This is a genomic window from Isoptericola hypogeus (genome assembly GCF_039531145.1).
GTDB lineage: Bacteria > Actinomycetota > Actinomycetes > Actinomycetales > Cellulomonadaceae > Isoptericola > Isoptericola hypogeus.
The window spans coordinates 217,797-229,224 of sequence record NZ_BAAAPM010000005.1; the positions used below are offsets into that span (position 1 = coordinate 217,797).

11 protein-coding genes and 1 pseudogene are annotated in these 11,428 nt (G+C 75.7%); 6 read left to right on the top strand and 6 right to left on the bottom strand.

Annotated features, from left to right (window positions below; genetic code table 11):
* Nucleotides 1–3: 3 nt before the first annotated feature.
* A complete protein-coding gene (locus ABD254_RS13695; RefSeq protein ID WP_344248977.1) occupies nt 4–507 on the bottom strand; it encodes a DUF6174 domain-containing protein in 504 nt (167 codons plus the stop codon).
* Between the two features lie 136 nt (nt 508–643).
* A complete protein-coding gene (locus ABD254_RS13700; RefSeq protein WP_344248978.1) occupies nt 644–1,294 on the bottom strand; it encodes a TetR/AcrR family transcriptional regulator in 651 nt (216 codons plus the stop codon).
* A gap of 105 nt (nt 1,295–1,399) precedes the next feature.
* On the opposite strand from ABD254_RS13700, the gene ABD254_RS13705 reads away from it, so the two are divergent.
* From ABD254_RS13705 to ABD254_RS13715, 3 genes are all read left to right on the top strand, one after another.
* Nucleotides 1,400–2,212: a P-loop NTPase family protein gene (locus tag ABD254_RS13705; RefSeq protein ID WP_344248979.1), complete on the top strand. Its 813-nt coding sequence runs from the start codon at nt 1,400–1,402 to the stop codon at nt 2,210–2,212.
* The gene (locus ABD254_RS13710) at nt 2,209–4,416 is read left to right on the top strand and encodes a YhgE/Pip family protein (RefSeq protein ID WP_344248980.1); all 2,208 of its coding nucleotides are present in this window, start codon (nt 2,209–2,211) and stop codon (nt 4,414–4,416) included. Before ABD254_RS13705 ends, ABD254_RS13710 begins: the two co-directional genes overlap by 4 nt.
* 178 nt (nt 4,417–4,594) lie before the next feature.
* Nucleotides 4,595–5,224: a nitroreductase family protein gene (locus tag ABD254_RS13715; protein ID WP_344248981.1), complete on the top strand. Its 630-nt coding sequence runs from the start codon at nt 4,595–4,597 to the stop codon at nt 5,222–5,224.
* A gap of 10 nt (nt 5,225–5,234) precedes the next feature.
* Here the strand turns inward: ABD254_RS13715 and pdxR are convergent, their stop codons facing one another.
* On the bottom strand, nt 5,235–6,695 hold the full coding sequence (gene pdxR / locus ABD254_RS13720; protein WP_344248982.1) for a MocR-like pyridoxine biosynthesis transcription factor PdxR: 1,461 nt from the start codon (nt 6,693–6,695) through the stop codon (nt 5,235–5,237).
* A 78-nt stretch (nt 6,696–6,773) separates the two neighbouring features.
* On the opposite strand from pdxR, the gene ABD254_RS13725 reads away from it, so the two are divergent.
* Nucleotides 6,774–7,754 (top strand): aldo/keto reductase, encoded by a 981-nt coding sequence (locus ABD254_RS13725; RefSeq protein ID WP_344248983.1) that lies wholly within the window; start codon nt 6,774–6,776, stop codon nt 7,752–7,754.
* A gap of 30 nt (nt 7,755–7,784) precedes the next feature.
* On the opposite strand, the gene ABD254_RS13730 is transcribed toward ABD254_RS13725, so the two are convergent.
* From ABD254_RS13730 to cofD, 3 genes are all read right to left on the bottom strand, one after another.
* Nucleotides 7,785–8,114, bottom strand: a complete 330-nt coding sequence (locus ABD254_RS13730) for a cupin domain-containing protein (protein WP_344248984.1) — start codon at nt 8,112–8,114, stop codon at nt 7,785–7,787.
* A 68-nt stretch (nt 8,115–8,182) separates the two neighbouring features.
* A complete protein-coding gene (gene cofC / locus ABD254_RS13735; RefSeq protein WP_344248985.1) occupies nt 8,183–8,851 on the bottom strand; it encodes a 2-phospho-L-lactate guanylyltransferase in 669 nt (222 codons plus the stop codon).
* Nucleotides 8,852–8,952: 101 nt separating this feature from the next.
* Nucleotides 8,953–9,921: a 2-phospho-L-lactate transferase gene (gene cofD, locus ABD254_RS13740; protein WP_344248986.1), complete on the bottom strand. Its 969-nt coding sequence runs from the start codon at nt 9,919–9,921 to the stop codon at nt 8,953–8,955.
* A gap of 145 nt (nt 9,922–10,066) precedes the next feature.
* On the opposite strand from cofD, the gene ABD254_RS13745 reads away from it, so the two are divergent.
* Both ABD254_RS13745 and ABD254_RS13750 read left to right on the top strand, forming a co-directional pair.
* Entirely contained in the window at nt 10,067–10,390 is a 324-nt protein-coding gene (locus tag ABD254_RS13745; protein ID WP_344248987.1) for an MTH1187 family thiamine-binding protein, read from the top strand.
* A 144-nt stretch (nt 10,391–10,534) separates the two neighbouring features.
* Nucleotides 10,535–11,428: pseudogene (locus tag ABD254_RS13750) on the top strand (hypothetical protein); the annotation flags it as partial.

An 11,428-nucleotide genomic window follows, 5' to 3' on the forward strand; every position in this document is an offset into this window, starting at 1 on the left:
GACCTACGGCGTGACCTCGACGTCGCCGATCTCGTAGCACTCCTCGTCGTCGATGCCGCGAGGCTCCGGGTCGAAGCCGATGACCGTCGGGTAGCCGAGGGCGTCGTCGAGCTCGAGGGCGACGACGTCCTCCGGCGACGCGGTCGACACACGGTCGAGGAACCCGTCGATGGTCTCCCCGCCTTCGTCGAGGTATTCGTCCGGGGTGATCGCTTCGCCGGCGATCTCGCCCGTGACCGCGCTCACCACGCCGTCGCGCACCGTGACCGCGAACCGTCCGATGAGGTTCCGTTCGCCGCACCCTGAGTCGACGACGAACGTGTAGTCCTGCATGCCGGCGCGCTCCCAGTCCCGGCGAGCCTCGTCGAGGCGGTCGAGCGACGCTGGCGGCGCTGGCGGCGCTGGCGGCGCTGATGACACGGTCGCGACGGAGGTCGGCCCGCCGGTCGTGCAGCTGCTCAGCACCAGCGTGCCGGCGACGCTCAGTGCGGCGCAGGCGAGGATCATGGCGCGACGGCAGGTCCTCATACCGGTGTGATGTCTCGGAGGAGCCGAACCTTGCGCCGAGCCACCCATCCTCGCGCCGAACACGGGCTTGGGACCGCTTTGCGCCCGCAAAGCGATCCCAAGCCCGTGTTCGGCGTCAACGGTCGGTCGCGGCCGAGCGGGTCAGGTCGAGGACGACGGAGCGCGCGGGCTCGGGCAGCTCGGGGACGAGGACGACGAGGCTGCCCAGCAGCAGCCGCTCGAGCTCCGGCCGGGTGAGGTCGCTGCCGCCCAGCCATGCGGCGGTGACGTTCTCGACGAGCGCCACCCACCCGCGCGCCAGGAGCTGCAGCTTGCCGCTGGGCGTGAACCCGATGACGCCGGCGGTGGCCGTCATGCGCGCGACGAGCGCGGCTCGGGTGCGGCGCAGCGCGTCCTCGGTGACGTCGTCGGACGACAGGGTGCCGCGCCAGACGTCCTCCCACACGCGCCGGTGGGCGGTGACCGAGCCGAGGAACGCCGCCGTCGCGCGCACCGGGCGCTCGGCGAGGGGGCCGTCGTCGGGGGACAGCAGCGCGCGCTCCAGGTGCGCGACCGCCTCGAGCGCCACCGCCCGGCGCAGCTTCACGGTGGAGCCGAAGTAGTGGAAGACCAGCGCCTTCGAGGCGCCGGACCGGGCGGCGACGGCGGCGGGGGTGAGGGCGCCCAGGCCGGACTCGTCGACCTCCGTGAGCGCGGCGTCCAAGAGCTGACGACGTCGGTCGGCGGGCACGTGCCGGGTGCGCGCGGCGGGTGTGACGGGGTCCATGTCGTCAGTTGTACGGCGTTGTTGACCATCAGTCAATATCGGTCGTACCGTTGTTGATCGCGGGTCAACAGCGGCTTGCGCGAGCACGGGACGAGGAGCGCACGGGTGCAGATCACGCTGAGCGGGGTGCGGGTGGACGGCCGCCGCGAGCCGATGCTCGAGGTCACGGACCTCGAGTGGTCGTCGGGGGAGCGCCTCCTCGTCGCGGGCGAGCCCGGGCACGGTCACACCGCGCTGGCGCTCGTGGCGACGGGGCGCTTCGTCCCCACGGCCGGGACCGTGCGCCTCGACGGCGAGCAGGTCGCGCCGGCGGCGCTGCGCGCCGTCACGGCCGTCGTCGACGTGCCCGGCATCAGCGAGCCCGACGACGCCCTCACGCTCGCCGACGTCGTCGCGGAGGGGCTCGCCCTCGCCGGGCGGCGCTCGCTGCCGGCCGACGTCGGCCGCTGGCTCGCCGACCACGACCTCACCGACGACCGCGGCCGGCGGGTCGACCAGCTGCCCGGCGTCGTGCGCACCGCCGTCCTCGCCGCGCTCGCGGCCGAGAACCCCGGCGTGCGGTTCGTCGTGCTCACGCTCCCGGACCGGCACGGCGGCGAGCCGTCCGGGTGGTGGGAGGTCGCGCGGGGGCTGGCGGAGGCCGGCCTCGGCGTGCTCGTGCAGTGCACCCGCTCGTCCGCGCGCGACCTCGGCGCCGAGATCCCGCCCGCCCACGGCGCCACGAGGCACGAGCCGCCGCGCGTCGTGCTGCGCGAGACTCCGCTCGTGCCCGTCGAGCCGGAACCGCCGGTCGAGCCGGAATCGCCGGTCGAGCCGGAAGCGCCGGTCGAGCAGGTATCGCCGGTCGAGCCTGTCGAGACCACGAACGAGGTTTCGACAGGCTCAACCAGCGACGACACGCGGGAGGTGGCCCTGTGACCGCGGTCCGCCTCGCGCTGTCGGAGGTCCGGCGCCTGTTCGCGGGCCGGATGCCCCAGCTCGCCGTCCTCGCGATGGCGCTGATCCCCACGCTCTACGCGGGGCTGTACCTGTTCGCCAACCACGACCCGTACGGCAACCTCGACCAGGTGCCCGCCGCCGTCGTCGTGCAGGACGAGGGCACGACGACGACCGACGGCGAGACGGGCGAGGAGACAGACCGGCACTTCGGCCGCGACGTCGCCGACCAGCTCTTGGACGACGGCGGCTTCGGGTGGGTGGAGACGTCCCAGACGGACGCCGAGGCCGGGGTGCGCTCCGGCCGCTACGACGCGGCCCTCGTCATCGGGCCGACGTTCTCCGCCGACCTCGCGTCCGCGGGCGACTTCGAGCCCCAGCAGGCGAGCCTCACGCTCATCACCAACGACGCGAACAACTACCTCGCGGGCACCATCTCGGACCAGATCGTCGGGCAGGTGCGCGACTCGATCGCGTCCGAGGTCGGCACCGAGGCCGCGGACACGTTCCTGCGCGGCTTCGCCTCCATCCACACCAACCTCGCGAACGCCGTCGAGGGCGCGACGCAGGTGCGCGACGGCGCGACGCAGCTCGACGAGGGCGTCGCCGACGCCGACGACGGCGCGCACGCGCTCGCGGACGGCGCCGCGCAGGCCGCGGACGGCGCGGCGACGCTGGACGGGAAGGTCGGCACGCTCGCCGACGCCGTCGGGCAGCTCGACGACGGCGCGGGCGCGCTGGCCACCGGCCTGGGAAGCCTGCAGGACGCGACGACGACCCTGCCGGACCAGACCCGCGAGCTCGCGGACGGGGCGGCCCAGGTCGCCGACGGTAACGCGGAGGTTGCGCAGTACGGCCGCGAGGCCGCCGACGCCGCCGGCCAGGTGCTGCCCACCCTCGACGCAGCGCGGTCCGACGCGAAGGCGGCGTTCGGGCAGGCGCAGGACGACATCAGCGCGCGCCTCGACGACCGGGTCGCCGCGGCGTGCGGCGACGTGCCGGCCGACCAGCGCGAGCAGTGCGAGGCGATCGCCGAGCAGGTCACGGCCGAGGCGCGCGCCGGCGTCGACGAGCAGCTCGGCGCCGTCGAGCAGGACGTCGACGCGGCGCTGGACGCGCGGCGCACCGACGTGCAGGCCGCGGTGACGAAGGTCGAGGGCGCGTCGACGCAGCTCGACGCGCTCGCCGACGGCTCGCGGCGGGTCGCCGACGGCGCCGACCGGCTCGCCGACGCGACGCCGCAGCTCGCGGCCGGCATCGTGTCGGCCGCGGACGGCGCGGACCGGCTGGCGGACGGCACGTCCCGGCTCGCCGACGCGACGCCCGCCCTCGTGGACGGGGTGGGCGCGCTCGCGGACGGCACCGGGCAGGTCTCGGACGGCGCCGCCGAGCTCGCGGACGGGACGACGCAGCTCGCGGACGGTTTCGGTGGGCTGACGGCCGGCACGACGCAGCTGCGCGACGCCCTGGCCGAGGGGCTCGGCCAGGTCCCCGACGTCGACGACCAGACCCGCGCGGACACGGCGTCGACCATCGGCAACCCGGTCACGGTCCAGGACGAGTCCCTGTCGTCGGCCGGCACCTACGGCGGCGGGCTGGCGCCGTTCTTCCTGTCCCTGGCGACGTGGATCGGCGCGTACGTGCTGTTCCTGCTGGTGCGGCCGCTGTCGACGCGGGCGCTGGCGGCGGGCAGGTCGGGGCTCGCGACGGCCCTGGGCGGCTGGGCGACGCCGGCCGCGATCGGCGTCGTGCAGGTGGCCGCGATGTTCGCGGTGACGAAGTTCGCGCTCGACATCCAGCCGGCGCACGGTCTGGCGACCGCGCTCTTCCTCGTGCTCGTCTCCGGGACGTTCGTCGCCATCCTCCAGGCGCTCAACGTGTGGCTCGGCGCGGCGGGGCAGTTCCTCGGGCTGGTGCTGATGCTGGTGCAGCTCGTCACCGCGGGCGGCACGTTCCCGTGGCAGACCATCCCGCAGCCGCTGCAGGCCATGCACCGGTTCATGCCCATGACCTATGCCGTCGAGGGGCTGCGGCAGCTCCTGTACGGCGGCAACCTCGCGACGGTGGCGCGCGACGTCACCGTGCTGGTCGGCGTGCTCGTCGTGGCGCTGGCCTGCACGACGCTCGCCGCCCGGCGCCAGCGCGTGTGGACGGTGACCAGGCTCCAGCCGGAGCTCGTCCTGTAGCCCCGCCCCGCCCCCCGCCCGCCCCGCCCCCCGCCCGCCCCCGACCCTCGCGCCGAACATGGGGTTCCTCGGGGATTCGGACCCCGAATCCCGGAGCAACCCCATGGTCGGCACCCCGGAACGGCATGGTCGGCGGACGGCGGACGGCGGACGGGAGGCAGCGGGCAGGATGTGCGGCATGGAGTTCCAGGACGTGGTGCGCAGGCGGCGGATGGTGCGGCGGTTCACAGACGAGGAGGTGTCGCCGGAGGTGGTGGACCGGCTGGTGCGCAACGCCGTGCGGGCGCCCAGCGCGGGCTTCTCGCAGGGCTGGTCGTTCCTCGTCCTGACCGAGCCGGAGGACCGGGACCGGTTCTGGACGGCCGCCACCCCGGCGCGCCGCCCTGAGCCTGCCGAAGGGTCGTCGCAGCGCGACATGTCGACGTGGCTCGACGGCATGCGCACCGCGCCGGTGCTCGTCGTCGCGCTCTGCTCGAAGGACGCCTACCTCGGCCGGTACGCGGAGGCCGACAAGGGGTGGACCGACCGCGACGAGGCGCGCTGGCCGGTGCCGTACTGGCACGTCGACGCCGGCATGGCGGCGCTGCTCATGCTCCAGACGGCGGTCGACGAGGGCCTCGGGGCGTGCTTCTTCGGCGTCGGGGCGGGCGAGACGCCGGCGTTCCGGGAAGCGTTCGGCATCCCGGACGCGTGGGTGCAGACGGGCGTCGTCGCCGTCGGGCACCCGGCCGACGGCGGGGCGAAGGGGTCGCCGACGCGGCGGCGTCGCAAGCCGCTGGAGGACGTCGTGCACCGCGGCCGGTGGTGAGGCGCGAGGCTCAGCGGGCGACGTCGCGCACGGCCGCGGCGAGCGCGGCCACCGCCTCCTGGACGCGCGCGTCCGCCAGGTTGCCGTAGCCCAGCACGAGGGACCCGGGTGCGGCCCCGGCCGCCGGGGGGCCGGACGGCACGCGGTAACGCCGCACGTCGGCGACGGCGACCTCGCGCTCCGCGGCCGCGCGCACGACGGCGTCGGCGGCCACGCCGTCCGGCAGGCCGAGGACCACGTGCAGCCCCGCGGCCAGGCCGGTCACGGGCAGACCCGGCAGCCGTCGCGCCAGCGCCTCGAGCAGGGCTGCGCGGCGCCGTCGGAAGCGGCCGCGCGCCGCGCGCAGGTGTCGCTCGTACCCGCCGTCGGTGACGAAGCGCGCGAGGGCGAGCTGGTCCACCACCGACGGTGGGAACCCGCCCGCGTGCGGCCCGAGCCGCGCCCGCCAGCGCGGCGGCAGCACGAGCCAGCCCAGCCCGAGCGCGGGCGAGACGGTCTTGCTCAGCGAGCCCACGAGCGCGACGCGTTCGGGGTCGAGACCCTGCAGCGCCGACACGGGCCGCCGGTCGTAGCGGAACTCGGCGTCGTAGTCGTCCTCCACGACCAGGCCGTCGACCTGCCGGGCCCACGCCACGACCTGCTCGCGCCGCTCGGGGGCGAGCAGGGTGCCGGTGGGGAACTGGTGGGCCGGGGTGAGCAGCGCGGCGCGGGCGCCCGTGCGCCGGGCTGCGGCGACCAGCGCGCCGACGTCGACGCCGCGGTCGTCGACACCCGCGACGACGAGGTCGAGCCCGGCGTCGCGCGCGACGTCGCGCAGGCGACCCCAGCTCGGGTCCTCGACGAGCAGGCTGCGGTGCCCGGCCGAGCGCAGCAGGCGCGCGAGCCGCGTCATCCCGTCCGTCGCGCCGTGCGTGACCACGACGTCGCCCGCCCCCGCGACGGCCGCCCGCGCCCGGGCGAGGTACCCGGCCACGGCGGCACGGGCGGCCGGGTGCCCGGCCGGGTCCGGGGCGGCGAGGTCGACGTCGGTGGCGTCGGCGAGCGCGTCGCGGACGGCGCGTGCCCACGCGGCGCGGGGGACGTGCCGCAGGTCGGGGACGCCGGGGCCGAGGTCGAGGCGCGCGCGGGGCCTGGTCTCCGCAGCCGGCCCTCCGGCGTCGGCCGGTCGCGGGGGTGCCGGGCGTGCCGGGCGCGCCGCCGCGGCGGCGACCCGCGTGCCCGAGCCGACGCGGGCCTCGCAGAACCCCTCCGCGACGAGCTGGCCGTACGCCTCCGTCACGACCCAGCGTGAGACGCCGAGGGACTCGGCGAGCGCCCGGCTCGGCGGCAGCGCGGCGCCGGGCGGGACACGGCCGGCGTGCACGGCGTCGCGCACCGCCCGCTCCAGGCGCTGCGCGAGCGACCCCGGACCCTGCCCGAGGTCGAGCACGGTGTCCCACGCGAGACGAGAATTGGCCTGGACATCTCCCACGCCAATGGACCGTACACCCGGACCGATCGCTCCGTAGCGTCGTCGGTACCAGGGCAACGCCAGGACGAGGAGAACCTCATGCGCTACCGCACCATCGGCGACACCACGACGACCTTCGAGGTCAGCACCCTGTGCCTCGGCACGATGTGGTTCGGCACCCGGACCGACGAGCAGACGGCCCGCGCCGTGCTCGACCGCTACGTCGAGGCGGGCGGCACGTTCCTCGACACCGCCAACAACTACAGCTCGTGGATCGGGGGCACCGGCCGCGACAGCGAGGGTGTCGTCGGCCGCTGGCTCGCCGACCGCGGCAACCGGGACGAGCTGCGCATCGCCACGAAGGTGGGCGCCGCCAAGAAGGACCCGAACCTGCCGCTGCAGCACGTCCCGCCGACCAACTACCAGGGACTCGCGGCGGAGACCGTCGCCTGGGAGGCGCGCGAGAGCCTGCGCCACCTCAGCATCGACCACCTCGACGCCTACTACGGGCACGTCGACGACTACGACACCCCGCTCGAGGAGACGGTCGGCGCGTTCGGCAAGCTCCAGGCGGAGGGGCTGGTCGGGATCGCGGGGATCTCCAACGTCGCGCTGCGCCGTGTGGTCGAGGCGCGCGAGGAGGCGCGGCGCCAGGGCGTCGCACCCTACGGGCTGGTGCAGCAGCAGCTCACCTACCCGTACCCGCGGCCCGACGTCGGCCGGCACAACTGGGCGTCGTACGAGCTGCTCGACTACGCGGGCGCGTCGGCGGCGACGGACGCCCCGCTCGCCGTGACGGCCTACTCGCCGCTCATGCAGGGCGCGCTCGTGCGCGACGACAAGCCGCTGTGGGACGGCTTCGACCACCCGACGACGCACGAGCGGCTGCGCGTGCTGCGCGAGGTCGCCGCGGAGCTCGGCGCGACGCCGAACCAGGTGGTGCTCGCGTGGCTCACCGGCGGCGAGGTGCCGGTGATCCCGATCGTCGGGGCGAGCAGCGTCGCGCAGCTCGACGAGCTGCTGGGCGCGGCCGACCTGGACCTCGACCCCGAGCTGCGGGCCCGCCTGGACGCCGTCTGACGGGGCGGGGCTCGACGGGGCCGTGCGGGGCTACTCCAGCCACTCGGTGACGAACCGGTCGCTGGCGTGCACGTGCACGGCCTCGTACAGCTCCGGCCCGATCACGGTGAACTTGTGCGGCGTGCTCGGCGGTGCCACGAGGATCTGCCCGCCGACGGCGACCACCTCGTCGTCGCCTACGCGGAACAGGGCCCGGCCGGAACGGATGACGAAGGTCTCCGCGTACGGGTGCAGGTGCAGGCGCGGCCCGGCGCCGTCGACGTCGGTGCGCGAGAAGATGACGGACACTGCCGAGCCGTGCAGGTAGCCCTCGAAGCTCTTGCCCGGCAGGTCGGACTGCTGGATCGGGGAGATGCTCATGCCCCGGTCGACCGGACGGGGCAACAGAACTGAGCGGAGGGCCACCGGGGCGTCCCGGTCGGGCGGGGTCAGGTCAGCGGGAGGCCGACGCCGTCGTGCAGCCGCTCGCGGACGCCGGCCGGGAGCTGGGCCCAGTCGTCGAGGGTGTCGAGGTCAGCGGCGGTGCCGGGCCGGTGCAGGACGGCGGCGCGCAGCCCGGCGCGCTCGGCCTCGGCGACGTGCGCCGCCCGGGAGCCCGTCCCGAAGCGGAACCCGAACCCGACCCCCGCGTCGAGCGGGAGGAGCAGCAGGTTGGTGCCGCCGTCGTGACGGTCGGTCGCGACAACCACGGCGTCGCGCCCTAGCCCGCCCGCCGCGAGCACCGCGGCGACGTCCTCGGTGGTGAGCAGCGGCAGGTCGGCGTGCGCGACGAGCAGCCGCCCCGCCCCGAGCGCGACCGCCGACTCGCGGCCGACGTCGACCGCCGCGTTCAGCCCCGGACGGTCCGCCGGCTGCTCGACGACGGTCACGGGCGCAATCCCGCCCTGACCCGAGGGAGTCAGGCCGGCAAGCGTCTCGCGGGTGAACGGCACGTCCGCGGTGACCACCACGACGGCGTCCACCAGGGGCGCCGCCGCCAGGACCCCCACGACGTGGCGCGCGAGCGTCGCGACCAGCCGCCGTCGCGCCCGCGGGTCCAGCGCCGTCGCGAGCCGCGACTTGCCCGAGACGCCGTCCCGCAGCGGCACCACCGCCACGGCGCCCCCCTCCTGCTCCTCCTGCCGAGCATGCGGTTCCTGCGGGTCTCGAGCCGGGAGTCCCGGAGGAACCGCATGCTCGGCACGATCGAAGCGCATGGTCACGGGACGGGGTGGCCGACGGCGGCGAGCACGGCGCGTGCGAGGCGCTCGCGGCCGGCGGGGTCGCCCATGATCGTGTCGGTCACGACGACGTCGAGGCCGATCTCGCGGATCGGGTCGGCGAGGGCGGCGTCGGCGTCGTCGACCACCATGACGTCGACCAGGCCGGCGTAGAGCCGGGCGACGCCCAGGGCGGAGACCTCGTGCCCGAGCGTCTCGAGGATCTGCGCGGCCGGGCCCTTGATCGCCTGGCCCCCGACGATCGGGCTCACGGCCACACGCCGGGCGGACGACGCGCGCACGGCGTCGCGCACCCCCGGCACGGCGAGCACGGGCTCGACCGACAGGAACGGGTTGGACGGCGCGACGACGAGCACGTCGGCGCCCGCGACCGCGTCGAGGACGCCGGGCGCGGGCCGTGAGGTCGCGGCGCCGTCGAACGCCAGCCCGAGCACCGCGTCGGCGTGCCGCCGTCGGACGAAGTACTCCTGGAACGCGACGCGGCCCGAGGGCGTGTCGACGAGCGTGCGCAGCCGGTCGTCGGTGACGGGCAGCAGCCGGGCGCGGACGCCGAGCGCCGCCGCGAGCCGCGTCGTGACGGCGCTGAGCGGCTCGCCGTCGCGCAGGGCGGCGGTGCGCACGACGTGGGTCGCCAGGTCCTTGTCGCCGAGGGTGAACCAGGTGTCCTCGCCGAGCCGGGCGAGCTGCTCGAGCGTCGCGTACGTCTCGCCCTGCAGCCCCCAGCCACGCTCCTCGTCGTTCGCGCCCGCGAGCGTGTACATGACGGTGTCGAGGTCGGGGGAGACGAGCAGGCCGTGCCGCTCGGTGTCGTCGCCGACGTTGACGACGGCGGTCAGGTGCTCCGCGCCGCCGTCAGGCAGGGCCAGGGCCAGGCCGTGCGCGAGGCGGGCGCCGCCGACGCCGCCGGCGAGCAGGGTGACGCGGGGGGCGGCGGGGGAGAAGGTCACCCGTCGAGCCTAAGCGCTGACGCCGAGACCTCGATGGCCGAGCATGCGGTTCCGTGAGGCCGACCAGGGGGTTGGTACGGGATCGGACCTCTGAGAGCCGGAGCAAGCACATGTTCGGCACCGAGATGGGGGGCAGGATGGGGGCATGGCCGTCTTTGCCTTCTCCGTCGCCCCGCTCGGTGCCGGCGAGTCCGTCGCGGACTCCGTCGCCGAGGCCGTCCGCATCGTCCGGTCCTCGGGCCTGCCGAACCGCACCACCGCGATGTTCACCGAGATCGAGGGGGAGTGGGACGAGGTGATGCCCGTCGTGCGGCGTGCCACGGAGGCGGTCGCCGCCGGCGGCCACCGCGTGTCCCTGGTGCTCAAGGCCGACATCCGCCCCGGCTACACGGGGCAGCTCGACGCGAAGGTCGCGCGGGTCGAGGAGCGGCTCGCCGAGGACGACGACGGCGCCACCGGGCACGCCTGAGACGTACCGTTCGCCCGGACCTGGCGCACGGCGTGCCCCGGGGCGGGCGAAATGTCCCGTGTCACGGGTCACTCATCCGACTGGCCTAGGCTGTGCCCGGGATCCGGCCGCGGGGGTCGTGATCCGAACCAGGAGTTGTGTTGCATGCCACTGTTCGAGGTCGACGCCCAGCGGCCCCTCCTCGTCCAGTCCGGTCGGTCCCAGGTCACCCGTGAACCGGGTGTCGGCACCACGGCCCATGCCGTCGTGGAGAGCCACATCGACGGGCTGCTGGGCGAGCAGATCTTCCCGGTCGCCCCGGGGGCCGGTCCCGACGAACCCCACCTGCTCGCGCTCGACGCCACCGGGTCGCCCGTCGTCGTCGAGCTCGTCGGCGACCTCGACCGCGAGGCGCTCACGCGGGCCCTCGACCACGCCGGTGCGGCGGGACGCCTGACCCGGGGCGAGCTCGCGGCGCGGTACCACGGCGGCGCGTCGGCGTTCCACCGCGACGTCGCCGCGTTCTACGACAGCGTCCCGATCACCCGCTCCCAGCCGGGGCGCAGCAGCGCGCGCCTCATCATGATCTGCCAGGAGGCGAGCGAGGAGATCCTCAACGCCGTCGACTTTCTGCGGCAGCCCACGATGCCCGTCGAGGTGCTGAAGATGGGCGTGGTGCACAGCGCGGACGGGCGCCGCTTCGTCGACGTCTCGCCGCTCGTGATCCATCCCGCGTCGGCGCCTGCGTCGCCGCGCCTGTCGACCGGGCCGGGCGCCGCGACCGCCCCCGGCGTGACCGGCCAGCGCGCCGACCCCGCCGCGGCGACGGCGGACGCCGACGGGTCGACCGACCTCGAGCCGGAGAGCTTCGCCGAGGGCGTCGCCGTCGGGCTGGCGCTGGGCGGCAAGCAGCCGGCCGCGGCGCAGCCCGCGCGCGGGCGGCCCGACGACGCCCCGACCCGGGCCGGTCGCCGCCGCGCGACGCCGGCGGTCCCCGACCTCGAGGGCTCGGTTCCCCCGCCCCCGGCGGACCCCCGGCCGGCCGCCGGGCTCGGCCGG